The sequence below is a fragment of the Rhizobium sp. RSm-3 genome (assembly GCF_001854685.1).
Classification (GTDB): Bacteria; Pseudomonadota; Alphaproteobacteria; order Rhizobiales; family Rhizobiaceae; genus Rhizobium; species Rhizobium ecuadorense.
The window spans coordinates 232,116-248,950 of sequence record NZ_MAWZ01000035.1 but is presented as its reverse complement, the minus strand read 5'-3'; the positions used below and the strand labels follow the sequence as shown (position 1 = coordinate 248,950).

General features: G+C 62.9%; 16 protein-coding genes. 13 read left to right on the top strand and 3 right to left on the bottom strand.

Annotated elements, in window-relative coordinates:
* Nucleotides 1-46 precede the first annotated feature (46 nt).
* Complete coding sequence (locus tag BBJ66_RS24100; RefSeq protein ID WP_049734031.1) at nt 47-277, bottom strand: DUF1127 domain-containing protein; 231 nt, start codon at nt 275-277, stop codon at nt 47-49.
* Between the two features lie 73 nt (nt 278-350).
* On the opposite strand from BBJ66_RS24100, the gene BBJ66_RS24095 reads away from it, so the two are divergent.
* From BBJ66_RS24095 to BBJ66_RS24065, 7 genes are all read left to right on the top strand, one after another.
* Complete coding sequence (locus BBJ66_RS24095) at nt 351-1,250, top strand: LysR family transcriptional regulator (protein WP_184342860.1); 900 nt, start codon at nt 351-353, stop codon at nt 1,248-1,250.
* A 315-nt stretch (nt 1,251-1,565) separates the two neighbouring features.
* Nucleotides 1,566-2,030 carry a 50S ribosomal protein L13 gene (rplM, locus tag BBJ66_RS24090; protein WP_010069368.1) on the top strand — a complete coding sequence of 155 codons (465 nt, stop codon included), beginning with the start codon at nt 1,566-1,568 and terminating at the stop codon, nt 2,028-2,030.
* A gap of 2 nt (nt 2,031-2,032) precedes the next feature.
* Nucleotides 2,033-2,500 carry a 30S ribosomal protein S9 gene (rpsI, locus tag BBJ66_RS24085; protein ID WP_049734030.1) on the top strand — a complete coding sequence of 156 codons (468 nt, stop codon included), beginning with the start codon at nt 2,033-2,035 and terminating at the stop codon, nt 2,498-2,500.
* Between the two features lie 314 nt (nt 2,501-2,814).
* The gene (gene cml, locus BBJ66_RS24080; RefSeq protein ID WP_049734029.1) at nt 2,815-3,999 is read left to right on the top strand and encodes a CmlA/FloR family chloramphenicol efflux MFS transporter; all 1,185 of its coding nucleotides are present in this window, start codon (nt 2,815-2,817) and stop codon (nt 3,997-3,999) included.
* A gap of 218 nt (nt 4,000-4,217) precedes the next feature.
* Nucleotides 4,218-5,180, top strand: a complete 963-nt coding sequence (gene speB, locus BBJ66_RS24075) for an agmatinase (protein ID WP_049734028.1) — start codon at nt 4,218-4,220, stop codon at nt 5,178-5,180.
* Between the two features lie 58 nt (nt 5,181-5,238).
* Nucleotides 5,239-6,171 (top strand): N-acetyl-gamma-glutamyl-phosphate reductase, encoded by a 933-nt coding sequence (argC, locus tag BBJ66_RS24070; RefSeq protein WP_049734027.1) that lies wholly within the window; start codon nt 5,239-5,241, stop codon nt 6,169-6,171.
* Nucleotides 6,172-6,175: 4 nt separating this feature from the next.
* Complete coding sequence (locus tag BBJ66_RS24065) at nt 6,176-6,967, top strand: sulfite exporter TauE/SafE family protein (protein WP_049734026.1); 792 nt, start codon at nt 6,176-6,178, stop codon at nt 6,965-6,967.
* Between the two features lie 18 nt (nt 6,968-6,985).
* Here the strand turns inward: BBJ66_RS24065 and BBJ66_RS24060 are convergent, their stop codons facing one another.
* Nucleotides 6,986-8,089 (bottom strand): COX15/CtaA family protein, encoded by a 1,104-nt coding sequence (locus BBJ66_RS24060; protein WP_049734025.1) that lies wholly within the window; start codon nt 8,087-8,089, stop codon nt 6,986-6,988.
* A gap of 115 nt (nt 8,090-8,204) precedes the next feature.
* On the opposite strand from BBJ66_RS24060, the gene BBJ66_RS24055 reads away from it, so the two are divergent.
* Both BBJ66_RS24055 and BBJ66_RS24050 read left to right on the top strand, forming a co-directional pair.
* Nucleotides 8,205-8,414: a DUF2842 domain-containing protein gene (locus BBJ66_RS24055; RefSeq protein ID WP_003573983.1), complete on the top strand. Its 210-nt coding sequence runs from the start codon at nt 8,205-8,207 to the stop codon at nt 8,412-8,414.
* 119 nt (nt 8,415-8,533) lie between these two features.
* Nucleotides 8,534-9,775: a GNAT family N-acetyltransferase gene (locus BBJ66_RS24050; protein ID WP_049734024.1), complete on the top strand. Its 1,242-nt coding sequence runs from the start codon at nt 8,534-8,536 to the stop codon at nt 9,773-9,775.
* A 4-nt stretch (nt 9,776-9,779) separates the two neighbouring features.
* On the opposite strand, the gene BBJ66_RS24045 is transcribed toward BBJ66_RS24050, so the two are convergent.
* Nucleotides 9,780-11,945 (bottom strand): GumC family protein, encoded by a 2,166-nt coding sequence (locus BBJ66_RS24045; protein WP_071090405.1) that lies wholly within the window; start codon nt 11,943-11,945, stop codon nt 9,780-9,782.
* A 191-nt stretch (nt 11,946-12,136) separates the two neighbouring features.
* Between BBJ66_RS24045 and BBJ66_RS24040 the strand changes: the two genes are divergently transcribed.
* From BBJ66_RS24040 to BBJ66_RS24025, 4 genes are read left to right on the top strand one after another with little or no spacing between them, the layout of a single operon-like run.
* The gene (locus BBJ66_RS24040) at nt 12,137-12,712 is read left to right on the top strand and encodes a polysaccharide biosynthesis/export family protein (RefSeq protein ID WP_003573986.1); all 576 of its coding nucleotides are present in this window, start codon (nt 12,137-12,139) and stop codon (nt 12,710-12,712) included.
* A gap of 3 nt (nt 12,713-12,715) precedes the next feature.
* The gene (locus BBJ66_RS24035; RefSeq protein WP_071090402.1) at nt 12,716-13,885 is read left to right on the top strand and encodes a glycosyltransferase family 4 protein; all 1,170 of its coding nucleotides are present in this window, start codon (nt 12,716-12,718) and stop codon (nt 13,883-13,885) included.
* Between the two features lie 54 nt (nt 13,886-13,939).
* Complete coding sequence (locus BBJ66_RS24030) at nt 13,940-15,505, top strand: undecaprenyl-phosphate glucose phosphotransferase (RefSeq protein ID WP_071090399.1); 1,566 nt, start codon at nt 13,940-13,942, stop codon at nt 15,503-15,505.
* Nucleotides 15,502-16,734 (top strand): O-antigen ligase family protein, encoded by a 1,233-nt coding sequence (locus BBJ66_RS24025; protein ID WP_071090396.1) that lies wholly within the window; start codon nt 15,502-15,504, stop codon nt 16,732-16,734. The genes BBJ66_RS24030 and BBJ66_RS24025 overlap by 4 nt, the downstream gene beginning before the upstream one ends.
* Nucleotides 16,735-16,835: the final 101 nt, after the last annotated feature.

The following is a 16,835-nucleotide window of genomic DNA, read 5'->3' as shown; positions in this document are numbered from 1 at the left end:
CGGCAATTTCGAGCGGGATTGACGCTTTTCACGCAAGCCTTCGCGGTCAGGACCAGAACCAGGATTTCGATATTTCAGCCTTTGCCTGCGCACGGGTCAGGCCGATATCGTGAAGCTCGTCCTCGGTGAGGTCGCACAGTGTGCGGCGGCTGCGGCGCTTTTCCAGGCGATGTTCGATAGCCGCCAGCAGCCGCCGGCCCCAGTTCGCCATCCCGTGACTTTCTGACCGAACGATATCGCGCGGCGTTTCGAGTATTTCGCTCCATTCCAGGGCCATCTCGTCTTCCTTTCTTCGACGGATGAAAGATGCGCTGGAGAATGCTACGAAGGAAGCTTATGGATATTATGAGATGCATAAGGATTCCTTTGGTATGGCGCTCAACCTCGATCAGCTTGCAACCTTCGTCAACGTCGCCGATCTTGGAAGCTTTACGGCGGCAGCCGACAAGGAAGGGCTGACGCAACCGGCCGTCAGCTTGCAGGTCAAGGGGCTCGAACAGCGGCTCGGCGTTCGGCTGATCGAGCGCGTCGGACGGCGGGCGCAGCCGACCGCGGCAGGCCTCGACCTGCTCGCGCATGCAAGACGCCTGCTCCAGGACGCGGCCGCCGCTGAGGAAGCGATGATGCCCTACAGGGATGGCGCCAGCGGCCGCGTGCGCATCGGCAGCGGCGGCACGGCGTCGATTCATCTGCTTCCCCGGGCCATCGCCGCCGCCCGCAAATCCATGCCCGGCCTCGAAATCACCGTCCATATCGGCAATGCCGACGACATCTTGCGCGATCTGGAGGCCAACAGCCTCGACATCGCCGTCATCGCGCTGCCGGCCTCGGGACGGAACCTCGAGATCGAAGCGTTCTACGAAGAGGAATTGCTGGCGGTCGCGCCCGCCGGCAGCCGCATGCCCGAAGGCGGACCGGACGCCGCCTTCATGCGCGACAGGACACTGCTGCTGTATGAGGGCGGCAATACGAGGCGGGCGATCGACGCGTGGTTGGCCGCCCCGGACACCAGAATCCGGCCAGCGATGGAGTTCGGCAGCATCGAGGCAATCAAGGAACTGGTGGCCGTCGGGCTCGGCTGGTCGATCCTGCCGGGGCTGGCGGTGAAGCGCGACCGCGCCGGCCTCGTGACGACATCATCGCTGCAGCCGAAGCTCACGCGCCGCCTCGGCATGGTTCTGCGCCGCGACAAACATCTGACGCGCGGCCTTCGCGAAATGATGAAATGCCTGCGCGCCTTCGAGGATTAGCGGCTGCTTTCGACAATGGCAGGTTCTTTCAAACCCGGCAGGACGATGCGAAAACGGTCAATTACGGCAGATCTTCAGCCGATAAATATGAGGTAACACGATACCGCATACTTAACTTATTGTTTTTGCTTGTAATTTTTTCCAAGCCTCGGGGAAGTCGATATTGACCCCATGTCACGTTCCCTTTATACACCGCGCCAGAACGCAGCCTGTCCGGGCTGCTTTCTTTTTGGCATGCCGCAAGCCTGTCAATCCAAGCAACAAGAAACGCCCTTCAAGCCCTCGGGCCAAGGGTCTCAAAAGAGAGTATTCACTATGGCAACCTTCTCCCAGAAGCCTGCAGAGGTGGAGAAGAAGTGGGTGATCATCGACGCCGAAGGGCTGGTCGTTGGCCGTCTCGCTTCCATCATCGCTATGCGCCTGCGCGGCAAGCACAAAGCAACCTTCACGCCTCACGTTGACGACGGCGACAACGTCATCGTTATCAATGCCGACAAGGTCGTTTTCACCGGCAAGAAGTATTCCGACAAGGTCTACTACTGGCACACCGGCTTTGCCGGCGGCATCAAGGAACGCACCGCACGCCAGATCATCGAAGGCCGCTTCCCGGAGCGCGTCCTCGAAAAGGCCGTCGAACGCATGGTTCCGCGTGGCCCGCTCGGCCGTCGCCAGATGAAGAACCTGCGCGTTTACGCCGGCTCCAACCATCCCCATGAAGCCCAGCAGCCGGTCGCCCTCGACGTTGCCGCGCTCAACAAAAAGAACGTAAGGAGCGCCTGATCATGGCTGACCTCTCCTCTCTGAAGGATCTCGGCACGGCTTCCGAAGCTGCTGCTCCGGCCCACGTCCGCAAGGTCGACTCGCTCGGCCGCTCCTACGCGACCGGCAAGCGCAAGAACGCCGTTGCCCGCGTATGGGTCAAGCCGGGCTCCGGCAAGATCATCGTCAACGGCAAGGAATTCGCGGAATATTTCGCTCGTCCGGTGCTGCAGATGATCCTGCGTCAGCCGATCGTCGCGGCTGCCCGTGACGGCCAGTTCGACATCATCGCAACCGTTGCCGGCGGCGGTCTCTCCGGCCAGGCCGGTGCCGTTCGCCACGGCCTGTCCAAGGCGCTCACCTACTTCGAACCGGGCCTGCGCTCGGTGCTGAAGAAGGGCGGCTTCCTGACCCGCGACAGCCGCGTCGTCGAACGCAAGAAGTACGGCAAGGCAAAGGCCCGCCGCTCCTTCCAGTTCTCCAAGCGTTAATCGCTTCGGACAGACGGAATTTACGAAGGCCGGGGAAACCCGGCCTTTTTGTTTTGCGCGTTCGATGAAAATTCTCGGCATAGCCTGCGCCAGCACGCATTTGCCGCATACCGGTTCCGCTGGTAGAAATCCGGAACAGCGCTTCGGGAACGTGCGAAGCAGCAGCTAAGGTCGCATGATGGGAACAACCAAGTCCGCAGACAGATAGGCCGCAACAACTCTGCCCTGTTGTTGCGGCGTCTGTCCGGCCAAATTCGATACTGATGAAAAGACAGATCGCCGCCGAATGAAATCATTTGAGCGGGTTCTTTCCCATGTCTTATTCCAAAATCCAGCGCTGGACCTATTCCGTGCCCGCAGCCTTGCTGCTGATGGCGCCTTTCGACATCCTGGCCTCGCTTGCCATGGATATCTATCTGCCGGTCGTGCCGACGATGCCGGAGGCGCTCGGCACCTCGCCTGCGGTCATCCAACTGACCCTCAGCCTCTACATGCTTGCGCTCGGTGCCGGACAGATCGTCTTCGGTCCCATCTCCGATATTATCGGGCGGCGACCCGTTCTGCTCGGCGGGGTGGCGCTCTTCGCCGCTGCCTCATTCTTGCTTGCCTGCTCCTCCTCTGCACCGCTGTTCGTGGCCTTGAGGTTGCTGCAGGCGATCGGCGCGTCGGCGGCTATGGTCGCGACCTTCGCAACCGTGCGTGACGTTTACGCCGGGCGTCCCGAAAGCAGCACGATCTATAGCCTTCTCGGCTCCATCCTGTCTTTCGTGCCCGCATTGGGCCCGATCGCCGGAGCCCTGATCGCCGATCACTTCGGCTGGCGCGCCATTTTTCTCGTCGTCGGTCTGCTGTCGGTTGCCGCCCTTCTCAACGCCGGCATGCGGTGGCATGAGACCCGCCCAGCGGCCACTGCGAAGATCGCTCTGCGCCCAATCCTCACAAGCTCTCCGTTCTGGGTCTATACAGCCGGCTTCAGCGCGGCGATGGGCGCCTTCTTCGTCTTTTTCTCGACGGCACCCCGCATCCTGATCGATAAAGCCGGCTTCTCTGGCATCGGCTTCAGCGTCGCCTTTGCCACTGTGGCGCTGGTAATGATCGTGACGGCGCGGTTCGCCAAGCGCTTCGTCATGCGCTGGGGCATCGCCGGCAGCCTTGCCAGAGGCATGGCCATGCTGCTTCTCGGCGCCGCGCTGCTGGCCTTCGGCGAGTTGTTTCTGCAGCCTTCGCTTCTCAGCTTCGTCGGGCCGATGTGTATCATCGCAATCGGAATCGTCTTTGCCACAGCAGTCGCCGCCAATGGTGCGCTCGACGCCTTTGGGGACATGGCAGGAACGGCCGTCGCGCTCTATTCGTGCATCCAGAGCATCATCGTCAGCTTTGCCGGATCCTTATTCGTGCTTCTGCTCGGCGGCGACAGTGCCTGGCCGCTCGTGGGTTATGTCTGCGTGACCGCGCCGACGACCCTTTCTGGATTGTGGTGCCTGCGAGAACCGGCCTGACAGCGACGAGAAGGACGGCCGCGCGATAACGACGAGCGGCCGTCGTCCGAACGACTGCTTGAAATCCGTGCGCACCTCGCCTACCCCTGTCTGCGCGACGGATCGGCCAATTCCTTCGCACGGACCAGGCACCGACGCTTTGACGTCGAGCATCCTGCAAATGCAGCGTCCGCATTGAACGCGACGATGGTTCTGCGACCGAAAAAAAGGAGCATGACTTGGCGAACAGATCGATTGATCACGCCTTCACGGCGACCAGCCTCACTTCAGCCGCCAGCGACCCGACCTTTGCCGGAGCGCTGTCCTTCATGCGCCGGCGCTTCACCAAGGAGCTTGCCGGCGTCGACGTCGCGGTCTGGGGTATTCCCTTCGATGCGGCAACGTCGAACAGGCCGGGCACGCGCTTCGGGCCGCAGGCGATCCGGCGCGCCTCGGCGATCTTCGACAATGACGCGCAATATCCCTTCAACCGCGATCTCTTCGCCGAGATGGCGGTGATCGACTATGGCGATTGCCTGCTCGACTACGGCAACCATCAGGATACGCCCGATGCCATCGAACGCCAGGCGAACGTGATCCTCGACAGCGGCGCCTTCCTGGTGACGCTCGGCGGCGATCACTACGTCACCTGGCCGCTGCTGAAAGCCCATGCTGCGAAACACGGTCCGCTGGCACTGGTGCAGTTCGACGCCCACCAGGACACCTGGTTCGACGAAGACCGGCGCATCGACCACGGCTCCTTCGTGGCACGCGCCGCCCGCGCGGGCATCATCGATCCCGATCGTTCGATCCAGATCGGCATTCGCACTCATGCGCCGGAGGATTGCGGCATCAATATTCTCTACGGCCATCAGGTCGAGGAGATGAGCGCCGGCGACATCGCCTCGGCGATCATCTCGCATACGCGCGGCGCGCCTGCCTATCTCACCTTCGATATCGATTGCCTCGATCCGGCCTTTGCCCCGGGCACCGGCACGCCGGTTGCCGGCGGGCCGTCGAGCGCCAAGATCCTCTCGGTGTTGCAGCGCCTGCATCAGCTCGATATCCGCGGCGCCGACGTCGTCGAGGTATCGCCGCCTTACGACCATGCCGATATCACCGCCATTGCGGGGGCAACGGTGGCGATGTATATGCTGGGGCTTCATGCCGAGCGACGCGCCATCGCCGTGTCACAAGGCTGACCAATTATCCCAAAATGAATCCGGAAATCTTCTGAACCCATTGAAAGCGCAGGTTAACATGGCACCGAAAATCTTCATCGACGGCGAACACGGCACGACGGGTCTGCAGATCCGGACGCGCATGGCCGGTCGCCGCGATGTCGAGCTTCTGTCCATTCCCGAAGCCGAGCGGCGCAACGCCGCCATGCGCGAGGACATGCTGAACAGCGCCGATATCGCCATTCTCTGCCTGCCCGACGACGCATCCAAGGAAGCGGTTCAGATGGTTTCGGCCAACAACAATGTCCGTGTCATCGACACCTCGACCGCCTTCCGCGTCAATCCCGGCTGGGCCTATGGCTTTGCCGAAATGGACGGCGCGCAGGCGGGCAGGATCAGAGCCGCCCGCTTTGTCGCCAATCCCGGCTGCTATCCGACAGGCGCGATCGGCCTCATCCGGCCGCTGCGGGCCGCCGGTCTCCTGCCGGACGGTTATCCGGTGACGGTCAACGCCGTCTCCGGCTATACCGGCGGCGGCAAGCAGATGATCGCCCAGATGGAAAATGCGGATCACCCGGATGCGATCACCGCGCCGCATTTTCTCTACGGCCTTCCCCTCACCCACAAACATGTGCCCGAGATGACCGTGCACGGCCTGCTCGACCGTGCGCCGATCTTCTCGCCGTCGGTCGGCAAGTTCGCGCAGGGCATGATCGTGCAGGTGCCGCTGCATCTCGGCGATCTCGCCGAGGGCACGACCATGGAAAGCATTCATGCCGCCCTCACCGCTCATTATGCCGGCCAGGAGATCGTCACGGTCGTTCCGCTCGCCGAAAGCAAGGCGCTCCCCCGCGTCAACGCCGTCGAACTCGAAGGCAAGGACACGATGAAGATCTTCGTCTTCGGCACGCCGGGCGGTTCCCAGGTCAATCTGGTGGCGCTGCTCGACAATCTCGGTAAGGGCGCCTCGGGTGCCGCCGTGCAGAACATGGACCTGATGCTCGCCTCGTGACGTCATGACGCTCGACGCGCTTATCGCCGGCGTGCACGCCTGGTTTGCCGCCGCCCTGCCCGACCATGGCATCTATGCGCTGATGGCGTTCGCCTTCGTCGCCGGACTCGCCCGTGGCTTTTCGGGCTTCGGCGCCGCGTTGATCTTCATTCCGCTCGCCGGCGCGATCGTCGGGCCGAAGCTGGTCTCGCCGATCCTGCTCGTCATCGACGGCATCGCGGCCCTCGGGATGATTCCGCCTGCCTGGCGCGGCGCCAACCGGCCCGAGGTCTTCGTCATGGCGGCCGGCGCCGCATTCGGCGTGCCGGCCGGCACGGCGATGCTGGCGCTGCTCGACCCGCTGCTCTTACGCTGGAGCATCACCCTCATCGCCATCGCCCTGCTTGCGCTTCTCGCATCGGGATGGCGCTATCACGGCGCGCCGTCGGCAGCGCTCAGCAGCAGTATCGGCCTGATCGCCGGGCTTTTCAGCGGCGCCGCGCAGCTCGGCGGACCGCCAGTCGTCGCCTACTGGCTTGGCGGTAAGAGCGACTTCACCCGCGTCAGGGCGAATGTCGTGCTCTATTTCTCGATCTCGTCGGTCTTCAGCGCCATCAGCTATTACGTCGGCGGATTGTTCGTGCCTGCCGTCTTCGCGCTGACCGCCGTCATCCTGCCGAGTTATGCGGTCGGGCTCTACGGCGGCTCGAAACTGTTCGGGCTCGCCGAGGAGCGGACCTTCCGCATCGCCTGCTACATCCTGATCGCCGCCGCCGCGATCATCGGCATGCCGTTGCTCGATGGGGTACTGCGTTAAACGCCTGACGCCACTGCTTCAGTCGTGTTCCGCGATCGCCGTCGCGTGCGGATATTCGCCGTAAAATCCGCGCCAGTTGGCGACGGCGAAACCGAAAACCACCAGGGCGCCGGCCTGATGCAGCAGGCCCCAGTGCAGCGGCACCTGCATCAGCAGCGTGGCGATGCCGATCGCCGCCTGCAGCGTCACCAGCGAGAAAAGCACGACGGCGCGGCGAGCATGGGTGGTCCAGGATGCGGCGCGAAGCGCGATCACCATGTTGATCAAGGTCAGTGCGAAAAGCGTATAGGCGCCGATGCGGTGGATGAACTGCACCGTCTTCGGGTTCTCGAAGGCATTGATCCAGAAGGGCTGCTGGATCAGGAGATCCGACGGGATGACGGCGCCATCCATCAGCGGCCAGGTATTGTAGGAAAAGCCGGCGTCGAGCCCCGCCACCAGTGCGCCGAGATAGATCTGGAACAGCGCGAAAATGGCGATCGCGGCGGCAAAACCGCGCGAACTGCGGGCCGGCGCCGGATCGCTGGAATGCGGTGAGAGGCCGCGCATGATCCACATGCAGCCGGCAAAGATCAGGCAGGCCATGACGAGATGCGTCGCCAGCCGGTACTGGCTGACGTCGGTGCGGACGGACAGGCCTGAAGACACCATCCACCAGCCGATAAATCCCTGCAGGCCGCCGAGCGCCAGGATGCCGACGAGCGGCCAGCGCAGGCGCCTTTCGATCCGCCCGGTCAGCCAGAAAAACAGGAGCGGCAGCGCGAAAATCACGCCGATGCCGCGGGCGATCAGCCGGTGCGCCCATTCCCACCAGAAGATGCCCTTGAACTCATCGACAGTCATGGCGCTGTTCAATTGCTGAAATTCGGGAATGCGCTGGTAGAGGCGGAATTCCTCCTCCCATTCGGCGGCCGACAGCGGCGGGATGACGCCGTGGATCGGCTTCCACTCGGTGATCGACAGGCCGGAATTGGTCAGCCGGGTGGCGCCGCCGACGAGCACGAGGCAGAAGAGCGCCAACAGCACGAAACCAAGCCAGAAGCGCAAGGCGCGGCGGTCGCGGTTCTGCTTTTGCACTTCGCTCAGGATCGCCTTTTCCGTGGTCGGGTTTGCGACGGCCATGATGTCTCCTTCTATCCGGCAGTTGATTTGCCCCACCGGCTCATGCAAAACAAGCCCCGAACCTTTGCGGCATGCCGTCGCGCCGGTCCGCCCCGTCCCTGCCGAGAGAGAATTGATGCCCGTCCGCCTCCGCAAATTCATCGGCACGATCCTCATCATCGTGCTCGTACTGGTCTATGCGCTGGTGGCGAATACGATCGCGGTGGCAACGCTCGGCAACGCGCCCTGGTGGGGCCACCTGCTCTATTTCCTGCTCACCGGCCTGCTCTGGGTCCTGCCGGCGATGGTGATCATCAAATGGATGGCCGGGCCGCGGCAGCAATAGGCCATTAACGGCCGAATAACCGTGATCGGTGGAAAACCTCGCCCAGCGCGCGCGAGTAAACCAAATATACGTCCTGCATTCCTACCTTCCCGTTCAGCATTCTTGACCGGAGAAAACCCGTGCAGACGCAAAAGCTCGATGTTCATGAACAGCCGTCGGAAGACATGGCGCTGGCCCAGACGGCCATTTCGCGCCTGCGTCAGCTGAGCATGAAACTCGCCATGGCCGAAGTCGATATCGAAGTCTTCGACGCAATGCAGCCGCTGGAGGACGACTGGCGGGCGCTGGAGCGTGACAATCTCCAGTCCCTGCATCAGAGCTACGACTGGTGCGCCGCCTGGGTGGGCGCCTTTCAACGGCCGCTGGCGATCCTCAAAGGCACCCATGCCGGTGAGACCGCTTTCATTCTGCCGGTCGAAATCGTCAGGTCGCGTGGGCTTGGCGTGGCGAAGTTCATCGCCGCCGATCACAGCAACATCAATACCGGCCTGTTTTCGGAAGGCTTTGCCGAAACCGGCGGGACCATCGATGCCGGCAAGCTCGCCGGCCAGCTTCAGCAGGCGCTCAAAGGCCGGGCCGATCTGTTGCTCCTACAAAACATTCCGCTGGAATGGCGCGGGCGACAGACCCCGCTCACGGGGCTGCCGATGGTGCAGAACCAGAATCATGCCTATCAGTTGCCGTTCTTTCCCGCCTTCGAGGAGACGCTGAAGCAGCTCAACGCCAAGAACCGGCGCAAGAAATTCCGTGTTCAATCGAAACGTCTCGAGGCGGCCGGCGGCTTCGAATATCTTGTCCCCGAGGCAACGGAAGAACAGCACCACCTGGTCGATATCTTCTTCCGGCTGAAGAGCGCCCGTTTCGCCAGCCTCGGCCTGCCCGACGTCTTTGCCGACCGGGAAACGCAGGCCTTCCTGCACGGCCTGATCGACAAGCGGGATGACGGCAGGCAATATTTCGGGCTGCAGATGCATGTGCTGCGGCTCAAGGGCGAGAATGAGGGCCGGGTCGCCGCGATTTCAGGGATTTCGCGCAAGGGCGACCATATCATCTGCCAGTTCGGCGCGATCGATGAAGAGCTGGTGCCGGATACCAGCCCCGGCGAATTCCTCTATTGGCAGACCATCTCGGGATTGCATGGCAAAGGTATCGCGCTGTTCGATTTCGGCCTCGGCGACCAGACCTACAAACGCTCCTGGGCGCCTGTGGAGACCGCGCATTACGACGTGGTGCTGCCGGTCTCGCCGTTGGGCGTCGCTGCCGGTGCGGCGCACCGGATCGTCACCCGCGGCAAGGCGCATATCAAAGCGCGCCCGAAGCTCTATAAATTCGCCCAAAACATCCGGGCACGGATCGGCTAGAGATTCAGGCCGCCTGGCCGAGCGTCTGCTCGCCCCCTTCCCCACCCGACATCAGCACGACGCGCTCGTAGCCCGCGGCCTGGAATTCCGTCATCAGGGTCACGAAGATCGTCTCCTCGATCTCCGGCAGGGAGAGAATGATCTCGACATCGCGGCTGCGCGTCAGCCGCGAGACACCGGCGACATCGGCCGAACCGCATTCGACCACCACGAGGTCATAGGCGGCGGCAAGCGCGTCGATCAGCAGCGACAGCCGGTCGACACCGCGCATGGCGCGGCGCACGTCGCTCTGGCCCTGGGGGATCAGATGGGCGTCGGAAAGGCGGTCGCCGTGGATGGTGTCGCCGAAGGCGGCCTCGCCGCACAGCAGATCGGTAACACCTGGAGCGGCCTGGTCCTCGGCCATCAGTTCCGTGGGATGACCGGAACCGGTCATGTCGATCAGGATGACGCGGCGGCCGGCGTCGGCGAGCATGCGGGTCAGCAAAACCGTCGCCGCCGAGCCATTGTCACCGGTCGGGGATATTGCGATTGCCAGCGGCGCACGACTGCCGGTGAGATAATCCGCAACGGAGGCGACGGAGAATTCATTGTCGTCCTCCGGCGGCTCCTCGGCAACCGGCACGTCTTCGATCGTATCGTCATCACCGACGACCGCGAGCATGCTCGGCTGGGCGGGCTTTCTGGGGGTTGCGGCAACCGGGGCGGCCTGTGGCGCATCCCTCTCCTCGACGAGGGTTTCCGCTTCGATCGTCTCAGGAGATACATCGATGGGACGCAGCGCCCGGCCGCTGAAAAGTTCGGCCAGCATGGTGACGATGGCGCTCAGGATCAAAGTGGCGACGGCAGCGACGACGACGATCGGCACCACCTTCGGGAAATAGGGATCGACCGGCTCGATGGCCTTGGAAACGATACGGGCGTCGGCCGGGCTCGAATTGCTGTCGGCGCGGGAAGCGGCCTCGCGGTAGCGCACCAGATAGGTTTCGAGCAGTTGGCGCTGGGCGGTCGCCTCGCGCTCCAGCGCATTGAGGCCGACCTCGTCCTCACCGGCGCGGGCGCTGTTGGCCTGCACCGTGTCCGACTGGCGCTCAAGCTCGCTGGCCCTCAGATCGGCGACATTGGACTCGTTTTCGATGCTCGTCAGGATTTTCTGTGTCTCCTGGCGGATCTGGGTACGGATATCGGCGAGCTGGGCGCGCAGGCTTTTCAGCCGCGGATGATTGTTGAGAAGGCTGGTCTGCAGATCCGAGATCTGCGACTGCAGGCCGGATTCCGTCGCTTTCAGCCGCTGGATCGCCTGGGAGGACATGATGTCGGGCAGCGTGTCGGAGGCCTCGCCCGAAGACAGCGCATTGCGCACTGCCTGCGCCCTCGCCTCGGCATTGGCCTTGTCGCCGCGCACGCGGGTCAGCTCGGCGGAGATGTCGTTCAGCTGCTGGGCCGGAAAGGTGGTGGTGCCGTTGGTCTGCAGCAGCCCGTGCGAGGTGCGGTATTCGGCGACCTTCTTCTCGGCTTCGCTGACCTTGCGGCGCAGGCCCTCGATCTCCGGCTCCAGCCAGCGCGTCGCTTCCGAATTGGAATCGAGCTTGGCGCCGCTCTGGGTCGAAAGATAGACATTGGCCATGGCGTTCGGAATGGCGGCAGCGAGCTTCGGGTCCTTCGAGGTGAAGCTGACGCCGATGACGCGTGAACCCGGCACCTGATAGACCTGCAGGCGCTCGACGAAAGCGTCGATCACCCGCTCTTCCGGCGGGTTCTCCATCGGATTCTTCTTCAGGTGCAGCTTCACCAGAATGCTGCTCATCGCCGAGCCGTTGGCGGCATCGTCGAATTCCGGCAGGTTGTAGAGCTTCAGATCGTTGATCACCTTCTTCAGGAGATCGGCCGATTGCAGCAGCTGCACCTGGCTGGCGATATTCAGCTCGTCCATCAGCGGGCCGGCGCCGGCGTCGTTGACCTGCTGGGTGCTGGCGAAGGCCGGCGCGCGGGGTTCGATCAGAATACGTGTTTCGCTGCGATATTGCGGCGACATGATCTTGGCGCCTGTAAAGGCGACGCCCGCCCCCGCAAGCGTGATCGCCAGAATCCTGAGCCGGCGCGCCCAAACGGCGCGGACCAACTGGCCGAGGTCGATGTCCACATCCTGATCACGCGCTACGCCGGACATGCTGTTACTCCACAACAAAGGTGCCGCAAGCGTAAACGACCATGGTAACTCAACGGTTAATGGTAATCCTGCCGAGTAATGAGCAACCGCCGCCAAAGGATAGTGGGAAATTGCAAGCGGCCTTTACCGGGCATTAACCCTAACGGATCGATAACGGCTCTACCGAGTTCATTTTCTGTGAGCACCAACGGATGTCTGTCGTCCAGCCCAAGATCCTTTTGGCCCTGAGCCTTGCAGCCATGACGGCGGCATTGGGCGGCTGCACGACGTACAAGCCGGCTCCGAAGGCGTTCAACGAGGCGACCATTCAGCCCTATACGCTGGATAGCGGCGACCGGTTGCGCGTTACCGTTTTCGACCAGCAGAGCCTGACCAACACCTATACGGTGGATCAGGCCGGCTATATCGCTTTCCCCCTTATCGGCCAGGTCCCTGCCCGCGGCCGAACCCTGCAGCAACTCTCGGGGCAGATCGCCCAGAAACTGCAGCAGGGCTATCTTCGCGATCCCGACGTCACCATCGATGTCGATCGCTACCGTTCGATCTTCCTCATGGGCGAAGTCGGCCAACCCGGCCAATACGCCTATGTCCCCGGCATGACGGTGCAAAATGCCATTGCGGTCGCCGGCGGCTTCACCAGCCGCGCCAACCAGAGCATGGTCGACGTCACCCGCAAGATCAACGGACAGGTGCTGACCGGCCGCATCAACATATCGGGGCCGATCATCGCCGGCGACACGATCTACGTTCGCGAACGGCTCTTCTGAGCGATGGCAACACAGAAGCCGCTCCGCATCCTCCATTGCTTCAGATCGCCGGTCGGCGGGATTTTCCGCCATGTCCGCGATCTCGTCGAGGAGCACAGCAAGGCCGGTCATCATATCGGCATCCTCTGCGACAGCTCGACCGGCGGCGAGTACGAGGACAGCCTGTTCGACGATATCCGTCCCTATCTGTCGCTTGGCCTGACACGGGTGCCGATCCGGCGTTCGATCAGCCCGTCCGATATTGCGACGATGTGGGATACATACAAGAAAATCAAAAGTTTGCGGCCGGATGTGCTGCACGGACACGGCGCCAAAGGCGGCGTGCTCGCGCGACTTGCCGGCTCAGCGTTGCGGGTGAACAGGTATCGCGTAGCCCGCCTCTATACCGCGCATGGCGGAAGCCTGCATTATTCGCGTTCCTCGTTCAGTGGACAGTTCGTCCTCAGGATGGAGCGCCTGCAGGAATATTTCACCGATGCGCTGGTCTTCATCTGCGAATATGAGCGCGACACCTATGCGCGCAAGGTCGGTAAGCCGCGGACGAAGACGAGACTGATCTACAACGGCATCGCCGAGCGCGATTTCGAGCCGATCCCCACCCGCTCGGATGCCGTGCATTTCATCTATGTGGGAATGCTCCGGGACCTCAAGGGTCCCGATCTGTTTGTCGATGCCTTCGCCAAAACCGAACGGCTGCTCGGCCGGCCGCTGTCGGCGCTGATGATCGGCGACGGACCGGATCGCGACCGCTACCGCGAAATGATGGTCGAACGCGGCCTCGGCAAGCGCATCGGCATGCTGCCGGCGATGCGGGTCCATGAAGCCTTCTCCATGGCGCAGAACCTCGTCGTTCCCTCGCGCGCCGAAGCCATGCCCTATATCGTGCTCGAGGGGCTCGGCGCCGGCAAGACGATCATCGCCAGCCGTGTCGGCGGCATTCCCGAAGTGCTCGGCGCCGACAGCGCAGCCCTTGTGGAGGCGGGAAATCCCGACGACCTCGCCCGCGTCATGGCGGAAACTCTGAGCACGCCCGACTGGCACGCCAGGACGATGCCGAAGCCCGAGGCGGTGAAGGCGGTGTTTTCCTCGGCCGTCATGGCACGCGATGTCCTGAAATTATACCACGAACTCGTCGAGCCCGCTGCCGGCCGAACAATGCCCGCCGCCCTGTAAATATTTCTTAGGGGCTTTCTGGTATTCGCTTGCTGACAACGAGCGAAAAGCCCCATGAACAAGCTGGAAAGAGGCGATCAATTCGACGTGGACGCTCTGCGCAAGCAGGTCTCCGACATCGAGGCGCGCGGCGACGCGGGTCAGGAAAAACCGTCCGACCCGACCGAAATCAACCCCTATGCCCGGCAGATCGCCGAACAGTTCCGCGACGGAACCAATTCGCCCGTGATCATCATCGGGCAATTGCGGCTGCTGGAATTCCTGGCGCTCTTTGCGATCGCCCTGATCGTGCATTATTTCTGGCCCGGCGACGGCAATGATTCAGCGCTGGTGCGGGTGGGCATGGCGACGATCGCCTCGGCCTTGACCGTCATCGGCCTGCAGCTTGCCGACAGCTACACCATTCCGGCACTTCGGGCCAAGCTGCGGCTGATCCCGCGCATCCTGGCGTCGTGGACGATCGCGCTTCTCCTGACCGTCGGCCTGTTTACGCTGGTTCGCGGCAGCACATGGGCGATGATCGCCGACGCCTATCTGCCCTGGTTCGCGGCTGGCGCGCTCTTCCTTGCGGCCGAGCGTTTCCTGGTCGCCTACGGCATCCGCAACTGGGCGCGCAACGGCATCATGGAGCGCCGCGCCGTCATCGTCGGCGGCGGCGAGCCGGCCAAGGAACTGATCCGCATCCTCGAACAGCAGGATGACAACGACATCCGCATCTGCGGCATTTTCGACGATCGCGGCGAAAAGCGCTCGCCGATCATGGTCGCCGGTTACCCGAAGCTCGGCACCGTGGCCGAACTGGTCGAATTCGTGCGGCTGACACGGATCGACATGCTGATCATCGCTCTGCCGCTGTCGGCCGAGGCGCGCATCTACGATCTTTTGAAGAAGCTCTGGGTTCTGCCGGTCGATATCCGCCTTGCCGCGCATGCCAACCGGCTGCGCTTCCGGCCGCGCGCCTATTCGCATGTCGGCTCGGTGCCGATGCTCGACATTTTCAAGAAGCCGATCCGCGACTGGGATTCCGTCGCCAAGCGCGGCTTCGACATCTTCTTCACGCTCGTCGCCCTGGCGCTGCTCTGGCCGCTGATGGTCGCGACCGCCATCGCCATCAAGGCGACCTCCGAAGGCCCTGTTTTCTTCATGCAGAAGCGCCACGGCTTCAACAACGAAATCATCAACGTCTTCAAGTTCCGCTCGATGTACACCAACATGGCCGACCCCAGTGGCAAGGCCGCGGTGACCAAGGGTGATCCGCGCGTCACCCGCGTCGGCCGCTTCATCCGCAAGACCTCGATCGACGAACTGCCGCAGCTTTTCAACGTGCTACGGGGCGAGCTCTCGCTGGTCGGCCCCCGCCCGCATGCCGTTCTCGCCCAGGCCCGCGACCGCGCCTTCGGCGATGTCGTCGAGGGTTATTTCGCTCGCCATCGCGTCAAGCCCGGCGTCACCGGCTGGGCGCAGATCAACGGCTGGCGCGGCGAAGTGGACAATGACGAGAAGATCAAGTTCCGCACCGCCTACGACCTCTATTACATCGAGAACTGGTCGCTCTGGTTCGATCTCAAGATCCTGTTCCTGACGCCGATCCGGTTGCTCAACACGGAAAACGCCTATTGAGCGCGATCGAGGCGACATATCCCCGTGTCGCCCAGCCGCAGCGGATGACGCTGCGCCTGATCGGCTCGGCCTTCGTGGCCTTCGGTGTTTTCCTCTCCGGTTTCGTGATTGACGAGCCGGCGCCCTACGAACTCTGGATGGCCGGGCTGATCGGCCTCTGGTTCATCCTGGGCCTCAGGATTTCGCGCGGCGTGGCGCCGCTGCTTGCGCTGCTGCTCACCTTCAATATCGGCGGCATGCTGTCGCTGACGCAGATGAAGGATCTGGCGACCGGGCCGATGTATATCGCGGTCTCGACCTTCCTGGCGCTGACGGCGGTCTTCTACGCGGCGATCATCGAGGACAGCCACAAGCGGCTGCCGCTGATCTTCAACGCCTGGACCTTCGCCGCGGTCGCCACCTCAGCACTCGGCATACTCGGTTATTTCCACGCCTTTCCGGGCGCGGAGATCTTCACCCTCTATGACCGCGCCAAGGGCGCCTTCCAGGATCCGAACGTCTTCGGCCCCTTCCTGGTGCCGCCGTCGCTCTATCTCGTCCACGGCATCCTGGTCGGCGACCTGAAGAAATCGCCGCTGAAGGCTGCCGCCCTGCTGGTGCTTGCGCTCGGCATCTTCCTGTCTTTTTCCCGCGCCGCCTGGGGGCTCTTCGCGCTCGGCGTGGCGCTCCTGATCTTCATCATGCTGCTCAAGGAGCGCAGCGGCGCCTTTCGTCTCAGGGTGCTGGTACTGTCGCTGGCGGCGATCATCATGCTGGTCGGCTCACTGCTGGTGGCGCTGCAGATCCCGAAGGTCGCCGAACTGTTTTCGGCGCGCGCCCAGCTGGTGCAGCAATATGACGGCGAGCATCTCGGCCGCTTCGAGCGTCACCGGATCGGCTTCTCCATGATGATGGAGCGACCGCTCGGCATCGGGCCGCTGGTGTTCGGCACGATGTTTCCCGAGGACGAGCACAATATCTGGCTGAAATCGCTAACCACCTATGGCTGGCTCGGCTTCGTCAGCTATGTCGGCATGCTTGTCTGGACGCTGGCGCTCGGCTTCCGATACCTGCTGCTCGACCGGCCGTGGCAGCCCTTTTTGATGATCGCCTGGATCTCGGTTCTCGGCCACGCCACCATCGGCAACGTCATCGATATCGACCACTGGCGCCATGTCTATCTGCTGCTCGGCACAGTCTGGGGCTGCGCCGCACTTGAAGTGCGTTATAAGCGCAACCAGAGACAATAGCGCCTGCGGCGCTGGAAGTGCGTCATAAGCGCGGCCGGAGGCAATAGCGCCTGCGGCGCTGGAAGTGCGCCACAAGCGCGGCCGGAGGCGATAGCTGCGAG